The organism is Chryseobacterium sp. P1-3 (assembly GCF_000738495.1).
GTDB classification, from domain to species: domain Bacteria; phylum Bacteroidota; class Bacteroidia; order Flavobacteriales; family Weeksellaceae; genus Chryseobacterium; species Chryseobacterium gallinarum.
Window position 1 is genome coordinate 501,478 of record NZ_JPEQ01000007.1, and the last position, 26,326, is coordinate 527,803.

General features: G+C 36.8%; 22 protein-coding genes and 3 pseudogenes. 8 read left to right on the forward strand and 17 right to left on the reverse strand.

Annotated elements, in window-relative coordinates:
* Positions 1–123: 123 nt before the first annotated feature.
* Entirely contained in the window at positions 124–978 is an 855-nt protein-coding gene (locus HX13_RS10875; RefSeq protein ID WP_050021085.1) for a hypothetical protein, read from the forward strand.
* 367 nt (positions 979–1,345) lie between these two features.
* On the opposite strand, the gene HX13_RS10885 is transcribed toward HX13_RS10875, so the two are convergent.
* Entirely contained in the window at positions 1,346–1,720 is a 375-nt protein-coding gene (locus HX13_RS10885) for a hypothetical protein (protein ID WP_050021087.1), read from the reverse strand.
* A 381-nt stretch (positions 1,721–2,101) separates the two neighbouring features.
* Here HX13_RS10885 and HX13_RS10890 point away from each other — a divergent pair, with 381 nt between their 5' ends.
* Positions 2,102–2,329, forward strand: coding sequence for a hypothetical protein (locus tag HX13_RS10890; protein WP_050021088.1), 228 nt, complete (start codon positions 2,102–2,104; stop codon positions 2,327–2,329).
* A gap of 104 nt (positions 2,330–2,433) precedes the next feature.
* On the opposite strand, the gene arr is transcribed toward HX13_RS10890, so the two are convergent.
* From arr to HX13_RS24085, 4 genes are all read right to left on the reverse strand, one after another.
* Positions 2,434–2,838 carry an NAD(+)--rifampin ADP-ribosyltransferase gene (gene arr / locus HX13_RS26015; RefSeq protein WP_410493129.1) on the reverse strand — a complete coding sequence of 135 codons (405 nt, stop codon included), beginning with the start codon at positions 2,836–2,838 and terminating at the stop codon, positions 2,434–2,436.
* A 217-nt stretch (positions 2,839–3,055) separates the two neighbouring features.
* Positions 3,056–3,178: a hypothetical protein gene (locus tag HX13_RS25550; protein ID WP_262483529.1), complete on the reverse strand. Its 123-nt coding sequence runs from the start codon at positions 3,176–3,178 to the stop codon at positions 3,056–3,058.
* Positions 3,179–3,182: 4 nt separating this feature from the next.
* Positions 3,183–3,848, reverse strand: a complete 666-nt coding sequence (locus tag HX13_RS24080) for a hypothetical protein (protein ID WP_238555241.1) — start codon at positions 3,846–3,848, stop codon at positions 3,183–3,185.
* A gap of 109 nt (positions 3,849–3,957) precedes the next feature.
* Complete coding sequence (locus HX13_RS24085; RefSeq protein WP_238555242.1) at positions 3,958–4,473, reverse strand: hypothetical protein; 516 nt, start codon at positions 4,471–4,473, stop codon at positions 3,958–3,960.
* 211 nt (positions 4,474–4,684) lie between these two features.
* On the opposite strand from HX13_RS24085, the gene HX13_RS10905 reads away from it, so the two are divergent.
* From HX13_RS10905 to HX13_RS10915, 3 genes are all read left to right on the forward strand, one after another.
* The gene (locus HX13_RS10905; RefSeq protein ID WP_050021089.1) at positions 4,685–4,930 is read left to right on the forward strand and encodes a hypothetical protein; all 246 of its coding nucleotides are present in this window, start codon (positions 4,685–4,687) and stop codon (positions 4,928–4,930) included.
* 417 nt (positions 4,931–5,347) lie between these two features.
* Positions 5,348–6,145, forward strand: coding sequence for a serine hydrolase domain-containing protein (locus HX13_RS10910; RefSeq protein WP_050021090.1), 798 nt, complete (start codon positions 5,348–5,350; stop codon positions 6,143–6,145).
* A gap of 22 nt (positions 6,146–6,167) precedes the next feature.
* Positions 6,168–6,902, forward strand: coding sequence for a hypothetical protein (locus HX13_RS10915; protein WP_050021091.1), 735 nt, complete (start codon positions 6,168–6,170; stop codon positions 6,900–6,902).
* Between the two features lie 362 nt (positions 6,903–7,264).
* On the opposite strand, the gene HX13_RS10920 is transcribed toward HX13_RS10915, so the two are convergent.
* Entirely contained in the window at positions 7,265–8,257 is a 993-nt protein-coding gene (locus HX13_RS10920) for a T9SS type A sorting domain-containing protein (RefSeq protein ID WP_050021092.1), read from the reverse strand.
* Between the two features lie 236 nt (positions 8,258–8,493).
* Between HX13_RS10920 and HX13_RS24090 the strand changes: the two genes are divergently transcribed.
* Together HX13_RS24090 and HX13_RS10925 are read left to right on the forward strand one after the other, a co-directional pair.
* The gene (locus tag HX13_RS24090; RefSeq protein WP_238555243.1) at positions 8,494–8,805 is read left to right on the forward strand and encodes a hypothetical protein; all 312 of its coding nucleotides are present in this window, start codon (positions 8,494–8,496) and stop codon (positions 8,803–8,805) included.
* Positions 8,806–8,824: 19 nt separating this feature from the next.
* Complete coding sequence (locus tag HX13_RS10925) at positions 8,825–11,830, forward strand: DEAD/DEAH box helicase (RefSeq protein ID WP_238555244.1); 3,006 nt, start codon at positions 8,825–8,827, stop codon at positions 11,828–11,830.
* A gap of 1,020 nt (positions 11,831–12,850) precedes the next feature.
* On the opposite strand, the gene HX13_RS10930 is transcribed toward HX13_RS10925, so the two are convergent.
* Positions 12,851–13,891 (reverse strand): M28 family metallopeptidase, encoded by a 1,041-nt coding sequence (locus HX13_RS10930; RefSeq protein WP_050021093.1) that lies wholly within the window; start codon positions 13,889–13,891, stop codon positions 12,851–12,853.
* Between the two features lie 87 nt (positions 13,892–13,978).
* On the opposite strand from HX13_RS10930, the gene HX13_RS10935 reads away from it, so the two are divergent.
* Positions 13,979–15,118 carry an aminotransferase class I/II-fold pyridoxal phosphate-dependent enzyme gene (locus HX13_RS10935; protein ID WP_050021094.1) on the forward strand — a complete coding sequence of 380 codons (1,140 nt, stop codon included), beginning with the start codon at positions 13,979–13,981 and terminating at the stop codon, positions 15,116–15,118.
* A gap of 68 nt (positions 15,119–15,186) precedes the next feature.
* Here HX13_RS10935 and HX13_RS10940 read toward each other — a convergent pair.
* The 10 genes and pseudogenes from HX13_RS10940 to HX13_RS10985 form a co-directional block, all read right to left on the reverse strand.
* Positions 15,187–17,926: pseudogene (locus HX13_RS10940) on the reverse strand (sodium-translocating pyrophosphatase).
* A gap of 248 nt (positions 17,927–18,174) precedes the next feature.
* Positions 18,175–18,787: pseudogene (locus HX13_RS26020) on the reverse strand (inorganic pyrophosphatase).
* A gap of 17 nt (positions 18,788–18,804) precedes the next feature.
* On the reverse strand, positions 18,805–19,317 hold the full coding sequence (locus HX13_RS10950; RefSeq protein ID WP_050021095.1) for a hypothetical protein: 513 nt from the start codon (positions 19,315–19,317) through the stop codon (positions 18,805–18,807).
* A 24-nt stretch (positions 19,318–19,341) separates the two neighbouring features.
* On the reverse strand, positions 19,342–20,517 hold the full coding sequence (locus HX13_RS10955) for a hypothetical protein (protein WP_050021096.1): 1,176 nt from the start codon (positions 20,515–20,517) through the stop codon (positions 19,342–19,344).
* 103 nt (positions 20,518–20,620) lie between these two features.
* Entirely contained in the window at positions 20,621–21,517 is an 897-nt protein-coding gene (locus HX13_RS10960; RefSeq protein WP_228377639.1) for a phytanoyl-CoA dioxygenase family protein, read from the reverse strand.
* Between the two features lie 114 nt (positions 21,518–21,631).
* Positions 21,632–22,543 carry a hypothetical protein gene (locus HX13_RS10965; protein WP_050021098.1) on the reverse strand — a complete coding sequence of 304 codons (912 nt, stop codon included), beginning with the start codon at positions 22,541–22,543 and terminating at the stop codon, positions 21,632–21,634.
* A complete protein-coding gene (radC, locus tag HX13_RS10970; protein WP_050021099.1) occupies positions 22,540–23,217 on the reverse strand; it encodes a RadC family protein in 678 nt (225 codons plus the stop codon). The genes HX13_RS10965 and radC overlap by 4 nt, the downstream gene beginning before the upstream one ends.
* 35 nt (positions 23,218–23,252) lie before the next feature.
* On the reverse strand, positions 23,253–23,831 hold the full coding sequence (locus HX13_RS10975; protein WP_050021100.1) for a murein L,D-transpeptidase catalytic domain-containing protein: 579 nt from the start codon (positions 23,829–23,831) through the stop codon (positions 23,253–23,255).
* A gap of 14 nt (positions 23,832–23,845) precedes the next feature.
* Complete coding sequence (locus tag HX13_RS10980; RefSeq protein WP_050021101.1) at positions 23,846–24,514, reverse strand: ABC transporter ATP-binding protein; 669 nt, start codon at positions 24,512–24,514, stop codon at positions 23,846–23,848.
* 119 nt (positions 24,515–24,633) lie between these two features.
* A pseudogene (locus tag HX13_RS10985) lies at positions 24,634–26,244 on the reverse strand (2-oxo acid dehydrogenase subunit E2).
* Positions 26,245–26,326 lie beyond the last annotated feature (82 nt).

The following is a 26,326-nucleotide window of genomic DNA, read 5'->3' on the forward strand; positions in this document are numbered from 1 at the left end:
CTAAAATATTTTCAGACAATAGTAATTTTAATACACCGAAAAGTGATAAAATCATACACTCTGTTAAATAAATCTTTTGAGATGAAATACAAATACCTATTTTTGTATAAAACTTATTTAACCATGAAAATAAAACTAATACCATTAGCCATTTTAACTTCGTTTTTTTCATTTGCACAATCCTGGAATCTAACCGGAAATGCAGGAACAGATGCCTCTTCAAATTTTCTGGGAACCTCAGACCCCAAAGATTTGGTGTTAAAAACCAATAATATAGAGAGGATTCGTTTAAATGCGGCCGGAAATATAGGTATTGCAGGAGCTCCTAAAGACGGAATAGCTTTAAGAGTGTCAGGAAGAACACAAGTTTCGACAGATATTTTATCTGATACCTTCTATGTAGGAAATGAGGGTGTCAATCATCCAAGTGGGAACTCTCTTGTTTTTCTGAGATTTACCCAGTACCAGCAAAACAATCCCGGAATTCTTGACGTAGCAGGCTGGCCAACCCCTGCCGCTTATGGGTGGATCATGTCATTAAGAGCCAATGGAAAACTTTTTTTGGGAACTAATCCTGAGGTAGTCTGTGGAGATTGTGCAGAGTTCCGGATGTTTGTAAAAGATGGAATCAGAACAGAAAAAGTAAAAGTTGACGTAGCAGCAGCCAATGGCTGGGCAGATTATGTCTTCAAAAAAGATTATCAACTTCGTTCCTTGGAGGAGGTAGAAAAACACATTGCCGAAAAAGGACACCTACCCAATATCCCTTCTGCAAAGGAAGTGGAGAAAGACGGAATAAATCTGGGAGAAATGGATGCTAAACTTTTGGAAAAAATTGAAGAATTAACCCTTTACTCAATCCAGCAGAATAAAGATATTCAACAACTTAAGAAAGAAAATGAAGCTTTAAGATCCCAGTCTGAAGAGATCAAAGAACTCAAAGCATTAGTAAAGCAGTTACTGCCTGCAAAGAAATAAATATACGCTTATTGTAAGAGTATTTATACGATCAACAAATAATTGAAAGTGGGACTATGATCTATAGCCCCACTTTCTTATTATCCTGTTTTTTATGTTTTACTAAAATATAAACAAGCAAGATTATCCAAATACAAAATAGCAAATAATGCAAGTAATTTATATATTCAAAAACGGTAATATTATAATTATAAATCAAAAAAATAAGCAATAATAAAGATAATATTACAACACTTACAAGAATAATCTTTAAAGGTAAATTTATACCGTTATCATTCCCTTTATTTCTTTTCTTCTGTTGATATAATATAAAAAAGGTAATTAACGCTAAAAGTGTTTGAATGTAAATTATACTTGATTCCATTTATTACTTTTTACATCTAACCGCTTGAGCTACAGTTGCTGCATAGTAACCAGCAGTACTTACAGCACCAATTGCTGCTCCAACACCTGTTGGTGAAATTATTGCTGTTGCAGCTGCTGAAAGAGCTGTATCTACAACTCCTGCTGCAACACCCCATCCACAACCTTTTGGATTAATTACTGAAACCAAAGCCCCAAATATTAATCTGGTTCCCGGTGATACCGTTGAATTATAAAGTTCTGCCTCATTCGTGATTGCTGCCTGAAGTTCTTCTCTGTCAATTTTTGAAATCAAACTCCGGTTATTGTAAATAACAGTAAATAGTTCTACTGTCGCATCTTTATCAATACCAAAATAATTTTGGAATACTTCACCCATTTCTGCAAATGTTACATATTCAGATGTAAATACACCACCTTTTTCAAGGTCATCCTTAAATCTCTGAATAGAATTTTTTTCATTTTAATTATTAGTTTTTAATTAACTTAATGAATCATAAGTTTATACACATTAGATTCTTCTAGATGTGCTTGCAGTATAATTATATTTTGTACAGCATGAAAAAATATAATTATACTTTAACATTTTTCCAAAAATAATAAATATTATTTAGTTATTCAAGACATACATAATGCTTTATTCTAATTTTAGGCATATATATTAAGTAAGTGACAAAACTTGTTACTTTAAATAAAATTCCATTAATAAACTTGACGGAAAAAAATTATCTTTACCGGCAAATGATTTAAAATTCCGACCATGAACAAAAAAATCGTAAGTATTACCCATACAACGGGAAAATACACTTTGGATATCAAAGATGGCCAGCTTAAAGAGATTCAGGAACAGCTTGACAGGTGTTTAAATAATGAACAAGCCGCAATCGTTGTTAAAGGTAAAAAGGGAGAGCAGTTTATTTATCCCTCCGATTTACTCAAAAACAGCTTTATCGCAATATTGGACAAACCCGAAACCCACACATTTTAAAATAAGCCCCGATTTGAGGGCTTTATCCTATAATTCTGAATATTGTATGATATTGCTCTTTAAAAAGAAGGCTACTCTATTACTGCCTGCTATCTTTTCTGAGATCAGTTAATAATATCTCCTTTACTGTTTTCCAGTTTATCACGAAATCTCTGAAGTTCTTCGGGATCCGGTTTCACCCAATCTGTTACTTCTCCTATAATCTTCAGAGGTTTTTCGGACCGGTACGAACGGGTCGGGTTTCCAGGGAACTTTTTGTCTGTCAGGTTAGGGTCATTTTCAAAGTTTCCTGTGGGCTCTACGATGTACACACGCTCCCGGCCTTCTCCTTTTGCCAGGGCAGCAGCCAGACCCGCCCCATTTACTAAGGCGGTAAAATAAATATGATTCATTTTGAATTCAGATTTATAATTGGACAGGCCACCTGCCGTCAGCACATCACCTATCTGTAAATCGGCTTTTGTACCGTGATAAAAAGGGCCCTTATCTGAGGGATTGTCCTTATACAACCGGGCCAGTTCAAGATTCTCCCTGGATTTTACAGGATCTGACAATTTTTCATAGCATTCGGCAATTCGGATATAGAGAGCGGGAAAAGCGCTTTTAACTGTATCATCATTGAGTTTTATAGCATGGCTTAATGCTGTTTCCAGCCATTTTAAAGTATCAGCAGTTGTCCTCTGATGACGGGCCATATAATAAGCGGCAAGGAACTTTTCATGATCATTATCTGCTTCCTTCCAACCTTGCATAAAAAAAACGGACTGCTTCTTCAGGTTTTCCCTGTTCCTCTGCACTCATCCCCTGAATACAAAGTTTAACTACTTTATTGAATGGTGAAAATTCCATAGTATTACTTTTTTATAAGTCTGTAATTATTGGCTTTATCTTTTTCTAAAGTATAACCGTCTGCAAGATCAAGAGTCCAGCCCTCTCCGGTTATTTTCTTTCCTTCTGTGCGTACAGGGTTCGTTATTGAAACCTTATCCCAATCAGGGCTCATCAGGGCTCCCTTTTCTACATTCAGTATTCCCCATGAATCCGTAAGTTTCATATTCGGATATACCGTTCCTTTATTTTCTATCGGAATGATATTTCTGGGATCAAAGGAGACGTTCATCTTTTCAAACTTTATTTCAAAATGGGGCTGTTCGATAAATTTAAATTTATAATCAGCAATAATCTTTTTAATCTTTTCATGCCTTTGCGTTTCTTCCTGAGAGATTATCATTCCATTATATTGATTCATATTATCTTTAACGGCTTTTTCTATGTCAACAGGAATGCTGATCTGAAATGCATTGATGAAATAACGGGTCAAATTGGTTGTATTGGTTATCTTTTTATTCCAGTTTTTATCCCGGTTATACAACAGGTAGCCATATACAGGGATGGTATGGTAAGCAAATGAACGGACAAATGTCGGGTTGGTAAAAAAACGGTTGATTCCGTCTGCCAGGTAAGCGGCAGTTTGTTTTTTATTTCTGTTGCTGATCATTACTCCCGTAAATTCTGCCATTCCCTCATTAAGTTCCAGGTCATTTTCGCTGGTATCAGAACCTTTATAAAGAATATACCTGTATTTTCTGAAGACCAGGGCATTGATAAGATGTTGTCTTATTTCTTTTTCAGAAGAAGATAAAACTGCTTTTTTTTAATGCTTCCAGCTCCAGACGGAGATACGTTCTCCCATCCATTTGATCAAGATGATTATTATCAGGATTATTCAGAGTAAATCCAAGTGAGGGTTGGGCACTGTGAAACAGCTCATGGGCCAGGAGATTAATCCGGTCCTTCTCATGGGCTGGAAGCGGAAGCATAACCATGGCCCATCTTTTCCCATTCCAGTTGATAGATGTATTGGCTATATTAACCTTATCCGGCAAAATTCCTGTATACATGTTCTGGTCAGGCTGTAAACTTCCTATAGAATCTGGTTCATTGGCAAAAACCTTTCTGGTTTGGGGTTCTACAAAAAGTAGTGCATTATATAAATCTTTATTCCAAAGATTGCTCTTCTCCCTGGTTGCCTTTTTAATTTCGCTGAAAAAAACACGAATACTGTCATTGGAAATATGTCTTTGCTGTGCGGCTGTATTCTGGTTCAACAGGAAAAGTATAATCACTAAAATGATCTGCTTCATTATTATGCATTTACTTGTTAAAGTTATCCAATAAAATTAAGGTATGAGATAATTTTTTATATTAAAAAGTGCAATACTCTTATAAATCAAATATATAATAAAAACCAATATCTGGCAGCATCATTCACCCGCTTTTATCCATAAAAACAGCTCTTTATTTGTAAAGATCGGACACAAGGTTGTATCTTTACCCTGGAAAACAGAAAGAAGTATGGAACAACCACTTGAACTACCTGTTACTTATAAAGGTGAAGAACTTATTTTTAACGGGCGGCTTGCCACATTCTCTTATGGATATAAGCTCTATGTCGACATCTATGGCAACGAAGTGGTTTTTGAAAGGGATGATGAAGGAAATCTACGGGCTATCGTATCGGATGCCTCAGCCAGTCCACCTGTAGAAAAAGGGCTTATTGAGGCTATTATCGAGCTATTCGATGAGCTTCAGGTTTTATAATATTCCTTTATTTTTAACAACAGTTCCTTCAAGTCTGTAAGCCTTAAGGCTTTTCCTTTTATGCCTTTAAAAAATTGATTAATATAGCTTTCGTCGGCAATCTCATGAATACGCCTGTCACTGAAGCAAAACCTGGAGTATACGAATATCGGCATTGGATGAAATATTCCCCGGACTTAATAAGCCTGAGATACACCTGATTCCCCCTCTTCCCGGCCTATCTGGGATGCAAAATAACCTTATGAAGTGCAATAAAGCTTCAAAAGAAGATTTTTATTACACTTGTATTCTGGAACATATGATTTATATTTATTGGTCGAAAGATACTGGTCATAGATGTCTTTAATGAAGTAGACAACAATGGCCCAAAGAATTGAAACACCTTTAACAATAACAGGTATGTAAAAAATCTTAACCATGAAAAATATTTGGCTTTTATTTCTGATAATCATCACTGAAGAACTGCATTCGCAACAGTCAGAGATTAATCGTTTCAGTGCCGGATTAGATTCTATACGGGCTCAATTGAAAATACCCGGTATGGCAGTAGCTGTAAAACAGGGAAATACAATTATATTAGAACGGGGATTAGGATTTTCGGATGTAGAAAAAAGAATTCCCGTGACCCCGAAAACTACTTTCAGGGTAGCTTCAGTAACAAAAACGTTCACCTCTACTCTTGTCATGAGATTGATAGAACAAGGCAAACTGAATCTTGACAATCCGGTACATCAATATGGTATTTTCCCTGATAATATTTCCATAACTGTAAGGCAGCTGCTTACTCACACTTCTGAAGGTATTCCCGGGACTTACTTTCATTATAACGGGTATCGTTACGGACTTCTGGGTCCCATCCTTGAAAAAGTATCCGGAAAACCATTTTACCAGCTGCTTATGGAGGAAATTCTTATCCCTTTACAAATGAATTCTTCGGCTCCTTCCATTGCATTGGATCAATTTTATGAATACAGAAACATAAAACCTTCTGTCCGTCCTTTTTTTGATAACACTTTTACGCAGCTTGCGAAACCTTACGAACTAACCTCTGACGGAAAAATCAAACGTATCGAATACCTTAATGAGTTTGGAGCATTTGGAGGGCTAGCAACGAGTGTACAAGATTTACTCAAATATTCAGAAGCTATAGATAATCATTTGTTAATTCCGGAAAAAGCACAGAAACAAATTTTTTATTCCTCATCACATCAGTAATGGCTCTGTTACTCCATATGGATTGGGATGGTTTGTGCAGTATTATAAAGGGGTACAGTATTATTGGCATTATGGACAGACCCAAGGCGAATCAGCTTTATTTGTAAAAGTCCCCTCTTTACAGCTTACATTAGTTGTTCTGTGTAATACCGATAAGCTCAGTCAGCCATTTCCATTGGCTGATGGTGATTTATTCATGTCCCCTGTAGCCAGTTTATTTTATCATCACTTTATAGATAAAACCGGTATAAAGGATCAGGAAATGAGCAACAAAGAGCTGATCATAAAGTCAACAATGGCTAATATCCAGGGAGATACCATTAGAGCGCAACAATTTTACAATGAATATAAAAGATATAATAAGCTTAAAAAGTTATGGTTCCCACGTGAAAAGATAATCGCTGGTATTCAGAATGTAGGAATTGATAAACACCTTACACAATCTTTTGTTATTGCTCAACCTACTTCAGTTAAAATCTATGGTGTAGGAGAAAATTGCTCATGGAACGGCAGTTCATGGTGTGATTATGGGTGGATTGAGGACCAAGCTGGAAATGTAATCTGGCAAATGCAAAATCAATCTTCACTACATGCAGGAGGGGCTATAAAAAATCAAAAGGTCAGTCATGAAATTACTCTTCTGCCTGGCTCATATTCCCTTCACTATAAATCGGATTCAGGGCACGCTTATAATCATTGGGACTCATTCCCTCCCGAAGATTTTTTCTGGGGAATCATTGTGCTGAAGAATCACTAATAATCATCGATAAGTTATTCATATACTATATAATTACTTTATCTACATCCGTATTTCTGGATTTTCATGATAGACCATAACAGTACCAAGGAATAAGACCACTACAAATAGAAGGCGGTCAAATAAAATGAAGTAATTACAAACTAAATAAAAACGGCTTCAAATGATATTGAAGCCGGAAATAAAAGCGCTGGCAGTTTTTTTAAAATAATAAACATTCATTGAATAGCAAAACATTTCGCCAGCTCCTTTAAAGTATGCTATTCCTCTTTTTGAAAACTTCAAAAACCACAAATCAGTGAGGAATAGTTACGATAAACTGAAAGTTTCTCTATGAAATTAAATTCAAAATTTGATTTCTTCTATTTTTTGATAATTTTCCTGGATACGGATTGTCCGTTCCTTAGCTCTCCCTGAAGGATGTAAACTCCTTTCGGCAATTTTGAAAGATCTATATAATCAGACATTCCTGATGCCACCGTTTTACCATCCAAAGAAGTAACGGATATCTTTTTAATTTCCTCTTTTGATCTTATTTTTATAAAATCAGAAGCTGGATTCGGGTATACTGAAAATTCAGCTTTTTTGCTATCCAGATTAATGGTAGATAAAGCTCCTGATTCAGGATAAGATACACTTTTCGTCACATTGGTAGTTCCGTTAAGAACAAAAGAATTGATAGCAAAGCTGAATACAATGCCTGCACTTTGGCTAATCCAGATATAAGCTTCGTTAGTATAGGTGAAAGGAGGTAATCCAGGAACCGTTTGTATCCCTGTTCTCATTTTTTTCACCCTGATCACATTTGAAAATGTTCCTGCCGGAGTTGTAATCGTTCCGTAGGCATCCACATTATTCACCACCTGTCCCGATTCAGATGAGCTTCCAATACCTCCTGAAACAGTGTTAAACTGGTAGTTATCTGTAAATTGCTGTAAATAGGTAACTGGAAATTTAAAATCAATCAACGGATCAGTGTAGGTCATGGTAACATCACCAAAACTTGGTCCGGCATAAGATCCAAGCATGATCGCTTCCGCATCACTCATGGAAGTAAAATCATAGACATCGGAAAGTGTTGGCTTGGTAATTCTGTTGGCTCCCGGAAACCTGAAACAGTTGCTTTGCCCGGGACATTCATTAGTAACAGTGGAATTTACATTAGGAACAATATAAGCCGAAAAATCCCATGATACATTTGCCCCAGCGGATCCTTGTGTAGCGGTAAGCGGTACATCTCCGGCCTTAAAAGTTCTTGTAACATTGATCTGATCCAAAGCAGATCTTGTTATCGAAGGCTGTGCATAGCCTATTATACCGATAACGATACACAAAATTGAGTTTAGTTTTTTCATATTGCTTTATTTAATTGAAATGGAGTTATTTTTATCAAATTTATTTTTAGTTTTAAAGGCTTACAATCCTAGAAAAAAAGTATTTTTATCTACCTGAAATCAGGTATTGTTTATTAGAGATTAAATCAGTATTTTCCTTTAATAAAAATACAGGGCATTTCTGAACCAGGTTTCAAAACAGATATTCTTCATTCCATTCATTCAGATGTTTTTTGTAAGTTTGCCTCTATCAATTTATGCCAGAATATATCCTTGAAAATATCAGTTTCAATACCCTTTCCGTATACGATCTGCTGAAACATACAGCAGGAAGCTCCTTTATAGAAAATAAAGATTTTGATACGGTATACCCTCTCGCTATTGAGAATAACCTGGGAATATTTACAAAATCTTCATTGCATCCGTTCCCTACGGTCACCATTAGTAAAATAGGAAACTCATTGCTTTGCTCCTGCACATGTGACCATACAGAAAAGAAGCTGTGCCTGCACCAGGCAGAGATTATCCACTGTATTCTGGAACAAAAAAAGCTATCGTATTTTTTTTGATGATACCCTCCGCCGGAAAATGATTATTCCCAAAGCACGGGAATACGGCCTGGAGAATGAGCCTGAGACAGACTCCTATTTTCAGGTAGAATATGTGGATGGAAAGGTTAATATTTTACCCAAGATCAAAGAAATGCTTCCTATAGATGAGCAGGTCTTAAAAAGGGAATTGCTTCCGTATCACGATTCTCAAGGGGAACAGCTTGTAAAACCTGAAACCGGTAAAAAACAAATATTGGTTATTAGCCAGCACCGTTATTACAATCACCTTATTTTTTCGTTGATGGAGGCTGAAATAACTCAGGCAGGAAAAATAAAGAACCCGGTTTCTCCTGTAGATGCCATGCAGCTGATCTGGAATGCAGAAAAACCCTCGGAAATTAAGTTTTATACTGCTATCGCTGCCTTTCAAAATAATTATAATGAAGATTATAATCCTGCTGAACTGCAAGCCTTACAACTTATCATCCGTAATCCATTGGGACTGGAAGTATATTATCATGACCGGGAAATTGCAGAAAATATTTCATCGAAGTCTCTTCTCCCGGTTGAATTAAATACTTTAGATGCGGAGGTTCAACTAACTGTATTTAAGAAAGATCCCTTCTATGAGATCACAGGAGAATTGCTATTTAACAATGTATCTGTACCTTTTAAGAATATAGCTCTCAAAAATGATTATTTTGTATATAACAATAACACTTTCAGCTTTATAGATCACCCGGATATGCTTCGGGTAATCCGGTTTTTCAAGGCTCATCATGAAATACTATTGATTCATGCTTCTAAATATGAGAAGTTTATGCAAAATATTTTATCATCCCTTGAAGAGCGTATTCATATCAATTACAAATACATACAAAAAGCAACGAAAGTTCAGCTTGAAGATAAAAATTATCAAACAGAAAGGATTATTTACCTCCGTCAGCAAGATCAATATATCGGAATTACGCCCGTTATGAGATACGGAGAACTTGAGGTTCCGGTATACTCACGGAAGCAGCTTCTTGATACTGATCAAAACGGTAATATTTTCAAAATAGACAGGAATGAAGCCCTTGAGGCCCGCTTTACTTCACTTATTATGCAGCAGCATCCGGATTTTGAAGAACAAATGAATGGATACCGGTATTTCTACTTGCATAAGGACAAATTTCTGGATAACAACTGGTTCCTGGAAGCTTTTGAAAGATGGCGAAATGAAGACGTTACTATCCTGGGATTTAATGATCTGAAAGACAATAAACTCAATCCTCATCGTGCAAAAATCAACATCCAGATTACCAGTGGCATGGATTGGTTTAATGCCAGGTTGAAAGTAAAGTTTGGAGATAAAGACGTTTCCTTAAAGCAACTTCACAGGGCTATTCGCAATAAAAGTAAATTTGTGCAGCTGGATGACGGCACTTCAGGGTTTCTTCCGGAGGAATGGATCAGCAAAATTTCTTCCTATTTCCAGATCGGAGAGATTGATGAAGACCTGTTAAAGATTCCTAAGATTAATTTCACAGAAGTTTCGACCCTGTTCGAAAAAGAAGTGCTAAGCCAGGAAGTACAGGATGAAATAGCCTCCTATGCTTCTGAGCTTTCATCAATTAAAAATATTCCAGAAATCAGTATCCCTGCCGGACTGAATGCCCGGTTAAGAGATTATCAGCACCATGGACTGAACTGGCTGAATTTCCTGGATCATCTGAACTTCGGAGGATGTCTTGCTGATGATATGGGACTCGGGAAAACGTTGCAGATTATTGCATTTATTTTATCCCAGAGAGAAAAACGGGGACATACAACAAATCTTATTGTGGTTCCCACATCACTGTTGTTTAACTGGCAGGAAGAGATCAAAAAATTTGCACCATCCGTACAGGTACTGTTACATTATGGCCCGGACAGACAAAAAAACATACAGCATCTGTCTGAATTTGAAGTGGTGCTTACCAGTTACGGAATGCTTCTTTCAGACATCCGTTTTCTGAAAACATTTTCTTTTGATTACGTCTTTCTTGATGAATCACAGATGATTAAAAATCCAAATTCAGAAAGATATAAAGCTGCCCGTCTGCTTCAGTCCAGAAACAGGATTGTACTGACAGGAACTCCTGTTGAAAACAATACTTTTGATCTTTACAGCCAGCTTTCTTTTGCCTGTCCGGGGCTATTGGGAAGCAAACAATACTTCAAAGACATTTATGCAATTCCTATTGATAAATTTGAATACAGTAAACGGGCTGCAGAACTTCAGAAGAAAATAAGCCCGTTTATTCTCAGAAGGACAAAGAAACAGGTTGCCAAAGAACTTCCTGAAAAAACTGAAACGGTAATTTACTGCGAAATGAATGCCGAACAACGCAAAATCTATGATGCTTATGAAAAGGAGCTTCGCGAGTTTATTGCCTCTAATGATGATGATCTTCATAAAAACAGCATCCATGTCCTTGCCGGACTTACCAGGCTCAGACAAATCTGCAATTCTCCTGTTTTGCTCAAAGAAGGTTATTCCGGTGAACACGCCGTAAAGATTGAGATTCTGATGGAACAGATTCTGAATAAGACAAAAGACCATAAAATCCTTATTTTCTCACAGTTTGTAGGAATGCTTGATCTTTTGAAAACAGAGTTGGAACATCACGGGATTCTATTCGAATACCTTACCGGACAAACCAAAGACAGGGGAAAAAAAGTTAATAATTTTCAGGAAAACGATAAGATAAGGGTATTTTTAATTAGCTTAAAGGCTGGTGGCGTGGGCATCAATTTAACGGAAGCTGATTATATCTACCTGGTGGACCCGTGGTGGAACCCCGCCATAGAAAACCAGGCTATTGACCGTAGCTATCGTATAGGACAGACTAAGAATGTCATTGCAGTTCGTATGATCTGCACCAATACGGTAGAAGAAAAGATTCTGACTCTTCAGAAAAAGAAAAAGGACCTTGCTCAGAATCTTCTCCGTACAGATGGGAAGAAGCTTCAGGGACTTTCCAGGCAGGATCTTTTAGAAATACTGAACCCTGAGCCTTAGAAGTAAGCTAATGGAGATTTTTAGGATCAAAGCGCAAAAGTTGGGGGCATATAATATTTTAGATCTATTTAATTTTTAAAATTCACGCAAAGATTTCTTTTTGACTACTCTTTATTTTAAGTAAGCTAAGAAATGAACCGATCTTTAATCGATTCTGATGAAGCGAACACTTTGCATGCGCTTAGTCAGCAGCTACGCTGCCTTACTTGAAATAGAACATTATTTTTTTAAAACTTTGCGTGAAAAGCGAGCTCAATAATTTTGAGGTTAATCAATAATGGACAGAATTTTTTATATTAAGACTCATTTATTATGTCCCAATTTTGAGACTGATCGAATTTTAAAGTTTAAAAACCGGCAGATTATCCTGCCGGTTAAAAAAACAAAAATTGATATGGATATGATTAGATATGTGTTTAATGGTACAATATTTCGTCTCTGCTAGTGAACAAAAGTAATGACAGAAAAGGCAGTTCTTTTACTGAGTTCTTATTTTGATAGAACAAATTTATATTTATTTAGAATTAATAAAAATAATACAGAGGTGATTTTTATCAGTTTATTAAAATAGGGAAATAACAGGTATGGATTTTTTAACATGATATCTTCAATCCCATCATAATCTGAAAGGAGTAAAAACGGCTTCATAGCTTCAAAACCACTATAATTGCTTTGAAGGCCTCAAGTCCTAAAACAGAAGTTCTTTCCAAAATTCATCTGTGCTACCAACTTCCATAAAAACTATGGTATTGTGTACCCAGTCTTTAGAATGATAATCCAGAAGATAGAAAACCGGTTTCCTCCCGTTTAAAATAACGAAAGTTTAGGTTTAGGAACAATTTCCTTTAAAACCGAGATCCCTTTAAAAATTCCTGCTCAATTCAAAATTTTGGGATCCGATGAAAGATCTTATTGATTTTAAAGGCTGTTTCTATGATTTGATGATAGTATAAATTTCCCACAGAACCCCAATACAGCTTCAGCTTATCTATGGAATGATCTGTGGGAAATTTTTATATTTTATTTTTTGTCTACAACAATTCTCTCCGTCCTGTTTGCAATATCCCATGCTGTGGTAAAAATAAGCTGGGTCCTTTTTTCCAGGAGTTTGTAATCAATTTTGTCAGGATCATCTGTTGGCTTATGATAATCTTCATGGATTCCGTCAAAGAAAAATGCTACGGGAACATTATTTTTAGCAAAATTATAATGATCTGAACGATAGTAAAGTTGTTCAGGATCATTTAAATCATCGTATTTATAATTAAGTTCCAGGTTATGGGTTTTCTTGTTGGCCTCTTCATTGATTACTTTAAGCTGGGAACTGAGCATATCGGAACCAATTACATAAATATACTGCTTTCCTCTGTTAGCAGGATCGTCACGTCCGATCATATCAATATTTAGGTCCACCACGGTATTGGCTAAAGGAAAAACAGGGTTATCAGTATAATATTCAGATCCGAACAGCCCATGCTCTTCTCCTGTCACGTGAAGGAACAGAACAGATCTTTTAGGCCCTTTTCCAGCCTTTTTCGCAGCCTGGAAAGCTTTTGCCATTTCCATCACTGCTACCGTTCCGCTGCCATCATCGTCAGCTCCGTTGTATACCACCCCGTTTTTGGTTCCTACATGGTCATAATGACCGGAAATAACAACAATTTCATCCGGTTTTTCACTTCCTTCTATAAAAGCCATGATATTTTCAGAGTCAGGAAGGTTACCGCCTCCTCGTTTTTTCATAAATTCAGACGGAACTTTCTGGTAATAAGACCCTAATGCCTTTGGATAGGAAACACCCAGGTTTTTATAATAATTTACCATATACTCTCCCGCTTTTTTCTGTCCGGGACTTCCGGTATCTCTTCCTTCCATTTCATCAGAGGCAATAACATATAAGTTTTTCTTTAAATCTTCTGCGTTAATCATTTTATACCCAATGGCATATCCTTTATCATGTTTTGAAGAAACAGACTGTGAAGAAACAGTATTAGAAACATTTGCAGTTCCGCAGCCGGTCATTACAACAAGTGCCAATAACGGAATAAGTATTTTTTTCATAAAGAATAAATTTCTTAAAAATAACAAATTTTATTTAATCACAGATCAAATGTTATTTTCCTTATATTTGATATCAATGCAAAATAAATGAATACAATTGATGGATTTACTCATTATTCTTTCTTTACGGAAATGTCTGCTCTTGCGGTACAGCATGGAAGCTTTGATCTTTCTTTAGGTATTCCTGATTTTGATATTGACAAAAGGTTAAGAATATTCCTACAGCAGGCAGCAGACCTTGATAGCCATCATTATGAACCTCTTGCAGGCAACCCGGAACTGATTGAAAAAATTATATATTTTAATGGGCAAAGGAAAAACAGTCTTTCTCTTACGGCTCATGAAATCACCATTGTTCCCTGCGCTACTTTTGCTTTGCATACTGCCCTTACCTCAGTTTTAAATCAGGGAGATGAAGTGATCATCATTCAACCGTCCTATTACACCTATGCCCCTTCAGTAGCGATGAATGGCGGTATCCCTGTTTACTACGACCTTGATGTTGATTTTAAAATAAACTGGGAAATCCTGAAAGAGCGCTTTTCTGCAAAAACAAAAGCCGTTATCGTTAATTCTCCACAGAACCCGACAGGAAAAATTTGGAAGAAAGAGGATTGGAATCAATTGTATGAATTAATTAAAAACCAGGAAATCTATTTAATTTCCGAAGAGATTTACGATACCTATTGCTATGATGAAGCGGAACACTACAGTTCTTTTCTTCATCCGGAGCTTAAAAACAGAACATTTTGTATTTTTTCTTTTGGGAAAATGTTCCACACTTCAGGATGGAAAGTCAGCTATATGATTGCTCCCAAAGAGCTAACCTCATTATTTCAATGTCGCCAGCAATATATTTCTTATGGGGCCAATGCTCCTGCCCAGCGTGCTCTGGCGAGTTACCTGGAAATTTTTGACCCTTATACCAATAAAAATATGATGCAAAAGAAAAGGGATCTTTTTAATGAATTACTCCTGGAAACCCCTTTTCAGGTTGTGAAACAGGCGGAAGGTAGTGTTTTTCAGATTGTCAATTTCAGAAATATCTCCAAAACAATGACCGATGTAGAGTTTTCCAAATGGCTTACTATTGAGAAAAAAGTTTCCTGCCTGCCCCTTTCTGCTTTCTATAATTCAAAACAGGATTCTGATTATGTGAGGTTCAGCTTTGCCAAAAAGGATGAACTTATCATACAGGCCCTGGAGCATTTGAAAAAAAATCTTTAATAAGTTTATAGGTCGCTGACAATAAAAAAAACACTGCCGAGGCAGTGTTTTTTCATTATTTAATTGATTTAAAGAGCTAATATCCTTACATCAATTCTTCTATTTTTGGCCTTGCATTCATCGGTATCATTGGCCTCGCAAACCGGGTGCTGTGAACCGTATCCTTCAGCTTCAATCCTGTCAGCCGGCACTCCTAGTTCCAATAACTTCAGTTTGGCAGTCTGTGCTCTTAAATTGGATAATTGCTGGTTACTCTCTTCATTTCCTGAATTATCCGTATACCCTCCCAGCTTTATTTTAAGATCAGGATAAGCATTAATAATCTCAGCCAGGTTATTCAGTGTCAACTCATATCCCGGCTTCAGGTCACTGGATCCTGTTTCAAAATAAAGATTTTCAATGGTATACCATGTATTAGGATCCAAAGCTGTTTTATCCTTTTTCTTTACTGCAGTATACAACTGATACATCTGGCTTTCCTCTCCTATTGCAATGGTTTTTCCATCATTTAATTTTACCTTCTGAATATTTCCTGTTTCATATACAAAATCCCCGCTTTCATTCAGGTGGCCTTTAATTTCTTTTGGACCTGAAGAAACGGTTTGAGGACCGCCACTTACTGCAGAAAGATTCATATCTGAAGCCTGTGCTAAACTTTCCAGTTTTGCTTTTCTGCTAGCTTCGATTTTGTCTTTATGTAAAACGGCTAATGTAGGGGCAATAACCAATGATACAATAGACATTAATTTGATCAGGATATTCATGGAAGGTCCTGAAGTATCTTTAAACGGATCCCCTACCGTATCTCCTGTTACAGATGCTTTATGAGGCTCAGAGCCTTTGTAATAGGTCTGCCCGTTGATATCAACCCCTTTCCTTCAAAAGAATTTTTTGGCATTATCCCAGGCACCTCCGGCATTATTCTGAAACATTCCCATCAGGACACCACTCACTGTAGCCCCTGCCAGAAAACCTCCCAATACTTCAGGACCAAAAATAAATCCGATCAGTAATGGTGATATAATGGCAATTGCTCCGGGTAACATCATTTTTCTGATGGAGGCATCGGTAGAAATGGCCACACATTTTTCATATTCAGGCTGGGCTTTTCCTTCCAGTATTCCAGGGATTTCCCGGAATTGTCTTCTTACTTCTTCCACCATAGCCATTGCTGCCTGTCCTACCGCTGTAATTGCCAGGGAAGAAAAGATAAACGGAATCATACCGCCTACAAAAAGCCCGGCCAAAACATCTGCCCTGTAGATATCAATTCCATCTATTCCTGCTATGCCTACAAACGCAGCAAATAGTGCCAACGCCGTTAAAGCAGCTGAAGCAATAGCAAATCCTTTGCCTGTAGCCGCAGTGGTATTTCCTACGGCATCTAAAATATCGGTTTTCTCACGTACTTCTTTAGGAAGCTCGCTCATTTCAGCAATTCCTCCTGCATTATCTGCGATGGGCCCAAAGGCATCAATGGCCAATTGCATTGCTGTAGTCGCCATCATACCGGCCGCAGCAATGGCTACACCGTATAAACCGGCACACAGGTAGGATCCGTAAATTCCGCCTGCCAGCACAATAATGGGGAGTAATGTAGATTCCATCCCTACAGAAAGGCCTCCGATAATATTGGTAGCATGGCCTGTTGACGACTGTCTCACAATGCTAGAAACAGGCCGTTTACCCATAGCTGTATAATATTCTGTAATAATACTCATTAAGGTTCCGACAACCAAGCCAACCATGATCGCTCCAAAAACTCCCATTTTAGTAAACTCATGTCCTCTAAGGGTCATCTGCTCAGGGAGAATGTAAGTTACCAGGAAGTAAGAAGCTATTGCAGTAATCACAATACTTCCCCAATTCCCAAGGTTCAGGGCATTTTGTACGCTGGAAGTGGAAGAGCCCTCATTATCATTGATTCTTACAAATAAAGTTCCTATAATTGAAAAAATAATTCCTGTCCCGGCAATAAGCATGGGTAAAAGAATCGGGGCAAAACCGCCAAATGCATCATCGGAAACAGTTTCTCTCCCCAAAACCATGGTTGCGAGTACCGTTGCCACATAGGACCCGAAAAGGTCGGCTCCCATTCCTGCAACATCTCCTACATTATCTCCTACGTTATCTGCAATGGTAGCAGGATTCCGTGGATCGTCTTCCGGAATTCCGGCCTCTACCTTTCCTACCAGGTCGGCTCCTACATCTGCTGCTTTTGTATAAATCCCTCCTCCAACTCTTGCAAAAAGCGCAATAGATTCGGCTCCTAAAGAAAATCCGGTAAGAATTTCAATTGTCCTTTCCATTTCAAAGGAGTCTACAGCCGCTTCGGGAGCAAAGATCTGCTTAATGATCAGAAACAATGCGCCTAATCCTAAAACTGCCAGCCCGGCTACACCCATTCCCATCACAGAACCTCCTGTAAAAGATACTTTAAGGGCTTTGGAAAGTGAAGTTCTTGCCGCTTCCGCTGTTCTTACATTGGCTTTGGTAGCAATCTTCATTCCTATAAAACCTGCCAAAGCAGAAAATATAGCTCCTACAACAAAGGCTATCCCTATGCTCCAATGAGAATGAGCGTTGCTTGATCCCATGACAGCCAGTAAAATGGCTACCACAATCACAAAGTAGGTTAAAATTTTGTATTCGGCTTTTAGAAAAGCCATTGCACCATCCGCGATATGACCGCTGATTGTTTTCATTTTTTCATTTCCTGCATTCTGCTTATTGACCCAGTTACTCTGAAAAAAATGTATAGAGCAAAGCTACGACACCAAAAATTGGCACTAACACAAATAGATCCATAGTTTAATATTTTTTTGGTAATAGAAAATTAAATATAATAAATAATTACCACCAAAGCATTAAAAAATATGATGATTTATAGCCTGATTTTATAAATACCGGAAATGAAAACGTGTAGCTGCCAAAGAATACAGGAAGAATGTACGGCCTAAAATATTCGGGAATCATCCGGGGGTTTTAATTATTTTCAAAAAAAGGGATAAACAAAACTGCTTATCCCTTTGTATTTTAATATCAGAGCATATTCACTATCCTCCGAATTTTTCAGCATAATCTTTTTGAGAAGCCTTAATTACTTTTCTTGCATGTTCCGCTCCATATACTTCATGAATTCTACATTTTGCAGGCTCATCCGGTAAATTTTTATAGGTCAGGAAGTAATGCATTAACCTTCTTACTTCTGCTTCCGGCAATTCGGAAATATCTCTGAAATGCCCGAATGCATGGTCATTGATCATTACCGCAACTATCTTATCATCCGCTTCACCTCCATCAATCATCTTGAACCCTCCGATTGGAATAGCTTCCATTAATAATCCTCCGGCGTGAATATTGTGAGAACTTAAAACAACAGATATCAAGCGGATCATGATCTCCCATCGTTACATCATCAGCCCCTGCTTCTACAGCAAGTTTCATCACTTCATTATGACAATATGTTCTTGGAACAAAACCATATAAAGCCGGGATGATATTTGAGAATTTCTGAGGTCTGTCTACTTTTAAATATCCTGTTTCTTTATCTACTTCATATTTAATCGTATCTGAAGGAACAATTTCCACAAATACATTTACAACATTTGGCGCATCTTCTCCTGCAGAAATTCCGTGCCATGGATGTGCTTTAAAATTTGGAATCATTATTTATCTGTTATTTTTTAAGTTATTATTAAAATTTCTTTTCTTAAATCTTCTATTGTTTCGGCAATATAATCGTTACCTTCCATATAATTCATGATAAAAATGGTTTTAAACTCATTCAGATCTGAATTTCCCTTCAGTCCTGCATAGGTAGTATGAAGTAGTTCTATCACGGCATTTTTGGAATCCACTATATTCTTCCAGGCATTTTTGGTGAGATAAAGCTGCTGGGATGAATTGTATTCAAATTCTTCATTAATCGTTTTCTCAGTAAGGAAAATAAATTCATGAACTGCCAATTCTTTATCAAATTTCTGAATAAGGTTGGAAGGTTTTATTCTTTCAAGAAAAAGAGTCATCCTTTCATAAGAGTGAACCTTGTTTCCGGAATTAGATTTTACGGTAAGCAGTTTGATTTCCTGATTTTTAAGACTGATGTAGGAATGTACAAATTGTCTGAGCAACACCAAAAAAGGAATTGCAATAATCAATGCAAAAGCATACGGTAGATATTCTGAAAAACTGGCCATAAATTTAGGTTGCAAAATTACTAATTATTTTCCGTGTTGTAAAGACTTTTTAAAGATATCCACTTTAGAGTTTTGAATATAGATTACAGACAGTATGATTAAAAGGTAAAAGCCTATCATCATTCTGTTCACCAACAGTGGAAAAATTAAAAAGCGTAAAAAAACAGCCCCATAAATCGCAGCAAAGAATAAAGCCTGTACCTGGTTCTTTTTATTACGGATGGAAAAATCATTGGCCAAAACAATGATGATAAACAGCAATAAAAGAGGAAAATAGGAAGAGTTGAATTCAAATAAAATTTTGCTTTTGATAAAATGTATGTAAGCTGAAAAGTCGAATGGATCAGGTTGGGATACCGGATAAAGCTGAACTTTTGTAAACTGGTTCATAAATAACGTAGACCAGGAAACCTGATTGAAATACTGTATTAAAAAGAAGGAAAGTAATATATAGCTATAGGATATCAGCCAGGTTGTTGTTTTAACCTGAAGGCATTTTCTGTATATGAAAATAAGAGCATACAAAAATGAGTAAAAAATAAAATATTCCGGTCTGGTCAGGACGCATAGCATTCCCCAGATCGTGGCCGAGAACAGATTCTTTTTAACCGTAAATGCATAAAGGCTAAGAAGTAATAAAAGGCATGATAAAGAATCTGCAGAGGCATGCCTGCTCGCCTCTAAAAGAGGTTTGAACAAGGAGAATAAGAAAGTAATGATAATGGCAAGCGTATAATTTTTTAAAATTTTAATTAAAAAACATACAATCAGTATGAGTATCAAAGCATATGAAACAATGGAAATTAAAAAGGTAGAAGTGGATGCTTTAAACCCTATTTTAAAGAATGCCCAGTTGATAAAATTATAAAAAGGTTTTACCACAAAAAGCTGTAATTCTTCTTCATAGGCTTTAGGGTTTTGTGACAAGGTCCTGTAATAGCTGTTTTCACCTTTTGCTACCTCTTCTTCTTCAGGAACAAACGGAATATCTCCGAAGATATTTGGGTTTTTACCTTCCAGTTCCTTATAAACCTTCTGATGAATCTCTTCGATTTTCATGTCAGGGTATTCTGCTTTATAAATCAACCCCATGTAAGCCTCCATATCAACATTGTAATATTGATGGGTGTACAGGAAGTATGACATACAGCATACATAGATCGAAAAAATAAAAATAAGAATAGTTTCCCTTTTATTCATAAACCTTTTGATAAGACTGCAAATGTAAAAAAACTATTCTTTTGATAGTATTTCTTCTATAAAAGCTTTTGGAAATAATGTGATATTAATCTGATAAGGGTGGTTAAAGTTCAAATAACGCAGGTCTTTGCGTTACTTCATGATAGCATACACTGTTCTCATCAAAGAAGTGGTACACCAGACTTTTACGGGTTTTATTTTTATCCGTATGAGGCTCCCCGCCGTGCAGAATATTAGCATGCCAGATCAGCAAGTCTCCTTTTTGGGCCCTGAAAATCTCTTTTTTCAACCCAAGTTCTTTCACTTTATTTTCAAGGAACTCTTCATAGGCTTTATAGCTCTTTTTGCCGATTTTGAAGGCTGTACCTTCGTTATCATAATCAGAGTTCAGGAAATAAGGCAATTTGTGGCTGCCCGGAATATAATGTAATGCACCATTGGTCTCATCTACATCTTCGAGTGCAATCCAGGCTCCCAACAGGCCCCCCAATGGATAGGTGGTCATATGAATACTATCAGAATGCGTTTTTTGCTGGCTTCCATTAATAAAGTTTATACTTTGGAAAAGTTTGGCTTTACCATCCAGTAAAACAGACAGAAATTCTAAAAATTCTTTATCATTTCCAATATTCCTGATGATTTCGGAATGATGAATGGCAAACATCAGCTTCCCTCCGTAACGAAATTGTAAGGTACCGTCTTGCATTAGTTTATCAATTTCAATATTGATACTGTCTGCGGTTTCCGGGCTTAAAAAATTTCTGATCACCATAAACCCGTTTTTATCATATTGAAGGGCACTTGCCTTACTTTCCTCCGGTAGTTTTTTAAAAAAAGAGGTTTCAGTGAGCCTGTCATTATCTATCTTTCTTTCAGAGGCAGGCAGATGGGCAAAATCTTTACTTGAAATACTTGAAAAATAACTTTTATTGATTCCATATTTTTTATATAATGGTATATTATGTTTTAACTTGCTTTTTTTGAAGAAGTTATATAACATATATGATATTTTATAATTACGGATTTGCTGAAACATGATGATTGAATATGGATGTTATAAAGGTATGGAATAATACTTAATTAGAACCAATCTAAACAATTGTTTTTTATCATATTAAAGGAACCTTCCTTTCAAAAGAAGGATCCCTAATTTTTTAAATAGATTTTTTTTAGAATTTTCAATGATTCCATAAGGTTTCAATTCCGGCCTGAATCCCCTGAAAAACTCTTCAATGTTCGGAATATCACCTCCTTCAAAATCAAAAATATGAGTTTCAATTATCTCTTTTATAATATGATCAATCAAAACTGATGCTCCTGATAATTTTACATAGTCTTTATCATTAAAGGTACCCAAAAGAGCTACCATCCCACAATCCGAATAGGTAGCAATCATATTAATAATCTGATGATGATAAAAAAAAGCTGTAAATTTCAGGTAATTCAGCTGATAACAAGCTTTAAAAATGTCCATAAATCCAGGCAGATCGCTTTCTTTACTCAAGCCAATCATATTGGACTCTATAAAGTTCTTTGCTTCATCGTAAGTAAGTTGCTTTATTTCAGAGTTTTTTACCACTTCATCATCAAGCCTGAGTTTTCTTTTTCTTTTTGGAGAATATTTTGCATAAACTTTTTCATAAACCTCAGGATAGATCAGAAAGTTCTTCTTTAATCTCATTTTTGTCCGGAGCTTATTCACATCATTAAAGGGATAGGCTCTTATCAGATAATGGGTTTCAAGATAATGTAAAAAAGCTTCATTAAGCTCCATATCATCCTGAGCGGAAAAAACCCCCAATTGCTGGCAAAGTTTAGGGTTATGAACAATTTTAATCCCAAATTTTCTGACAAAAGGCACAGGCATTACTGCTTCATAATCTTTATACACCAAAATTTCCCACTGCTTTTTCGCTGTAATGTCCAGGAAATCCTTTGTGGCAGAATATTTTTTCTGCTCAGCATTTTCCAAGCATTGAGAATATTTCAAAAAATCAATTTCATGGTATTTCAGTCTTCTAATCATAACAATCCTTCGTCTGAGAAACTAAAATATGAGTTCTGCGTAACAATAATATGATCCAGAAGCTGGATACTTAATATTTTTCCTGCTTCTTTTATTTTTTGTGTGATACTGAGATCTTCCCTGCTCGGTTTTAAACTTCCGGAGGGATGGTTATGGGCAATGATGATCCCTGTTGAAAGATGATCCAGTGCGGTCTTGAACAGAACTCTCACATCAACTACGGATTGGCTTATTCCGCCCTGGGTAAGCTGCGAAATATGGATGACCTTATTGTTATTATTCAGGAAAATAGCCCAAAACTCTTCAGTTCTTAAATCTGACAATTGATTTTTAAGAAGTACATACGCGTCCTGACTATTGCTTATATTCGCTTTTACAGGAATTTCCTGTCTTGCCCTTCTTTTTCCAATTTCCAGCGCTGCAGTGATTGAAATTGCTTTTGCTTCTCCAATGCCTTTAAACTTCATCAAATCCTTGGTTGAAAGCAGGCTCAGCTGGTTCCAGTTATTACCTACAGAGTTTAAAATCTTTCTTGCCAGCTCTACTGCTGTTTCCTCCTTATTTCCGCTTCCCATAATAATAGCCAGTAATTCAGAATCAGAAAGCGAATTTTTGCCTTTCTGCAAAAACTTTTCTCTGGGTCTGTCATCTTTGGCAAGAATTTTTATAGGCATGGGAATGGATTAATAGTGAATAATAAGATAATGAATTAATAAAATGCGTATAAAATCATCGGCCGTTTTGATTGGTCTATATATTGTGCTGTCTTATCAAATGCCTTTTTAGAAAGCATCGGACAACCTAAACTTAAACATGAAGGACGATTGGATTCTTCATCGGGAACACATCCGTAAGAGTGAAGAACAATCGCTCTTTCCATTGCATTGCTATTTGTGCTGTCTAATCCTTGTAAACGATAGGCTTTTCCAAATTTCCCCATATAGCTCTCGCGAATCTCATATTTCCCTAAAGAAGACCGGTAAGAGCCCTCCACATTGCCGAATTGTAAAATATCCGAATGTGGAATAACAGATCCTGAGCCATGGGAAACTACTGCCTTTTGGAGAATTCTATTGTTTTTCAGATCATAAATAAAGTATCGGTATTTCCCGGAATGAAGTCTGAAATTAATGAAAGCCACCAGTTCCTGATTGTATTCTTTTCCCTGAAGAAAACTTTTAATTTCCGATATTTTTGATTGGGGTATTTCCAATGCATCCAACTGCTGGGATTCAGCTTTTGAACAGGAAAGTATAAGCAAAAAAAGAAAAATAAAATTCTTTATCATCCGGTGTGTATTCTCTATTCTATGATCATCCCGTCTTTCATCACCAGCTTACGGTCTGTAATTTCTGCAAGATTGGGATTATGGGTTACAATCACAAAAGTCTGATTGTATTTATCTCTTAAATCAAAAAACAGCTTGTGAAGATCATCCGCATTTTTTGAATCCAGGTTTCCCGTAGGTTCATCAGCAAAAATTATTTTCGGGGAATTGATCAAAGCCCTGGCTACAGCTACCCTTTGGGCTTCTCCTCCAGAAAGCTGATTGGGTTTATGATGCAACCGCTGCTCTATCTTCAGGTCTTCAAATAAAGCATAGGCTTTTTCCAGAGCTTCTTTTTCATTAGCTCCTCCTATTCTCGTAGGAAGCAATACATTTTCCAACGCCGTAAATTCGGGAAGAAGCTGGTGGAACTGAAATACAAACCCAATATTGTGATTCCTGAACTTAGAAAGCTGCTTATCATTCATATTAATGAAAGATTCTCCTGCTATGGCAATTTCAGTATTGTATTTAGAGGAGTTGGTAGGATGATCCAGCGTTCCTAAAATCTGCAACAACGTAGATTTTCCTGCCCCCGATTCTCCTACAATAGAAACAACCTCTCCGATTTTAATATGGATGTCTACTCCTTTCAGTACTTCTAAATTCCCATAAGACTTATGGATATTTCTTGCTTTAATCATGATTCAAAAATAGTAACATAATGTTGATTTTACAACAAATTGTTATAAAATCAGCAGGATTAGGATAAAAATAGAAAAACCTCCCGGAATGGAAGGTTTTTTTATTTGATTTTAGAAAATTACAGTAATAAAGTTAATGGATTTTCTAAATAGGTTCTTAATGTTTGTAAGAATTCAGCACCGGTAGCACCATCTACTACTCTATGGTCACATGCTAATGAAAGTTTCATTGTGTTCCCTACTACAATCTGCCCGTTTTTAACGATTGGTTTTTCGATGATTGCTCCTACCGAAAGGATCGCAGAGTTAGGCTGGTTAATGATACTTGTGAAAGTTTCTATTCCAAACATTCCCAGGTTGGAAATAGAGAATGTAGAGCCTTCCATTTCATTTGCTTTAAGGCCTTTATTTTTAGCTCTTGAAGCCATATCTTTCACTGCAGCAGAAATCTGAGTGTAGCTCATCTGATCTGTATTTTTCAATACAGGAACTACTAATCCGTCAGGAATTGCTACAGCTACACCAATATTGATATTTCCTCTGTGAATGATTTTGTCACCTGCCCAGCTTGAATTTACCTGCGGGTGTTTTCTTAAAGCAATTGCAGTAGCTTTAATAATCATATCGTTGAAAGAAATTTTAGTATCCGGTAAAGCATTGATTTCTTTTCTGGCTTCAATGGCTTTATCCATATTGATTTCCACCATCAGATAATAGTGAGGCGCAGAGAACTTACTTTCTGCAAGACGTTTTTGCGATGATGTTTCTTACCTGTGAGTTTGGAGTTTCTGTATCTTCCCCCTGAACAAAGTTTACCGCAACCTGGGCAGCAGCACTTGCAGCCGGAGCCGATGCAGCTGGTTTCGCTTGAGAAGGCTGGTAATTTTCAATATCTTTTTTAACGATTCTTCCGTTTTCTCCTGATCCCTGAACACTGTTGATATCAACACCTTTGTCCTGAGCCATTTTTTTTGCCAGCGGAGAGATGGCTATTCTGTCAGAAGATGAAGTGTTGGCAGCCGGAGCAGCTTTTTCTTCTGTTTTGGCTTCTGCTTTTTGTTCTGCCGGCTTTTCTGAAGCCTGGGAAGCAGCTTTTGGAGCTCCTACAGCGGATACATCTGTTCCTTCAGGGCCGATAATCGCCAATACAGCATCTACCGGAGCAGCACCTCCTTCTTCTACACCTTGCTTCAATAATACCCCGTTGAATTCGGATTCAAAATCCTGAACAGCTTTATCTGTTTCGATTTCAGCAAGAAGATCACCTTCTTTTACGGTATCGCCTACATTTTTGTGCCATTTAGCTACTTTACCTTCTGTCATTGTATCAGAAAGTCTTGGCATGGTAATAACTTCTACTCCTGCCGGTACTTCTGCTGTAGCCGATTCCGTAGCCGGAGCTTCTGTTTTAGGTTGTTCTTCAGATTTTTTTTTCTTCAGAAGCTGCAGCCGGAGCAGCTGCCCCACCTGTTAATCCTGAGATATCTTCTCCTTCATTACCGATAATTGCCAATACAGAATCTACAGCAGCAGCACCACCTTCTTCTACACCTACGTATAAAAGGGTTCCTTCTACTTCAGATTCAAAATCCTGAACTGCCTTATCAGTTTCAATTTCTGCTAAAATATCTCCTTCTTTTACTTTATCACCTACTTTTTTTATGCCATTTTGCCACTTTACCTTCCGTCATAGTATCTGAAAGGCGGGGCATCGTAATTACTTCTGCCATAATCTATATTGATTTGAGATTCGAGATTCGAGATTTGAGATTTTCGGAATTTTCAAATTTCAAATTTCAAATTAATTTTAAT

Excerpts from the sequence above, each read along its gene's own strand:
- HX13_RS10875 (WP_050021085.1), top strand. The coding sequence starts at position 124 with ATGAAAATAAAACTAATACCATTAGCCATTTTAACTTCGTTTTTTTCA.
- HX13_RS10885 (WP_050021087.1), bottom strand. The coding sequence starts at position 1,720 with ATGGGTGAAGTATTCCAAAATTATTTTGGTATTGATAAAGATGCGACA.
- HX13_RS10890 (WP_050021088.1), top strand. The coding sequence starts at position 2,102 with ATGAACAAAAAAATCGTAAGTATTACCCATACAACGGGAAAATACACT.
- HX13_RS25550 (WP_262483529.1), bottom strand. The coding sequence starts at position 3,178 with ATGGAATTTTCACCATTCAATAAAGTAGTTAAACTTTGTATTCAGGGG.
- HX13_RS24080 (WP_238555241.1), bottom strand. The coding sequence starts at position 3,848 with ATGGCAGAATTTACGGGAGTAATGATCAGCAACAGAAATAAAAAACAA.
- HX13_RS24085 (WP_238555242.1), bottom strand. The coding sequence starts at position 4,473 with ATGAAGCAGATCATTTTAGTGATTATACTTTTCCTGTTGAACCAGAAT.
- HX13_RS10905 (WP_050021089.1), top strand. The coding sequence starts at position 4,685 with ATGGAACAACCACTTGAACTACCTGTTACTTATAAAGGTGAAGAACTT.
- HX13_RS10910 (WP_050021090.1), top strand. The coding sequence starts at position 5,348 with ATGAAAAATATTTGGCTTTTATTTCTGATAATCATCACTGAAGAACTG.
- HX13_RS10920 (WP_050021092.1), bottom strand. The coding sequence starts at position 8,257 with ATGAAAAAACTAAACTCAATTTTGTGTATCGTTATCGGTATAATAGGC.
- HX13_RS24090 (WP_238555243.1), top strand. The coding sequence starts at position 8,494 with ATGCCAGAATATATCCTTGAAAATATCAGTTTCAATACCCTTTCCGTA.
- HX13_RS10925 (WP_238555244.1), top strand. The coding sequence starts at position 8,825 with ATGATTATTCCCAAAGCACGGGAATACGGCCTGGAGAATGAGCCTGAG.
- HX13_RS10930 (WP_050021093.1), bottom strand. The coding sequence starts at position 13,891 with ATGAAAAAAATACTTATTCCGTTATTGGCACTTGTTGTAATGACCGGC.
- HX13_RS10935 (WP_050021094.1), top strand. The coding sequence starts at position 13,979 with ATGAATACAATTGATGGATTTACTCATTATTCTTTCTTTACGGAAATG.
- HX13_RS10950 (WP_050021095.1), bottom strand. The coding sequence starts at position 19,317 with ATGGCCAGTTTTTCAGAATATCTACCGTATGCTTTTGCATTGATTATT.
- HX13_RS10955 (WP_050021096.1), bottom strand. The coding sequence starts at position 20,517 with ATGAATAAAAGGGAAACTATTCTTATTTTTATTTTTTCGATCTATGTA.
- HX13_RS10960 (WP_228377639.1), bottom strand. The coding sequence starts at position 21,517 with ATGTTATATAACTTCTTCAAAAAAAGCAAGTTAAAACATAATATACCA.
- HX13_RS10965 (WP_050021098.1), bottom strand. The coding sequence starts at position 22,543 with ATGATTAGAAGACTGAAATACCATGAAATTGATTTTTTGAAATATTCT.
- radC (WP_050021099.1), bottom strand. The coding sequence starts at position 23,217 with ATGCCTATAAAAATTCTTGCCAAAGATGACAGACCCAGAGAAAAGTTT.
- HX13_RS10975 (WP_050021100.1), bottom strand. The coding sequence starts at position 23,831 with ATGATAAAGAATTTTATTTTTCTTTTTTTGCTTATACTTTCCTGTTCA.
- HX13_RS10980 (WP_050021101.1), bottom strand. The coding sequence starts at position 24,514 with ATGATTAAAGCAAGAAATATCCATAAGTCTTATGGGAATTTAGAAGTA.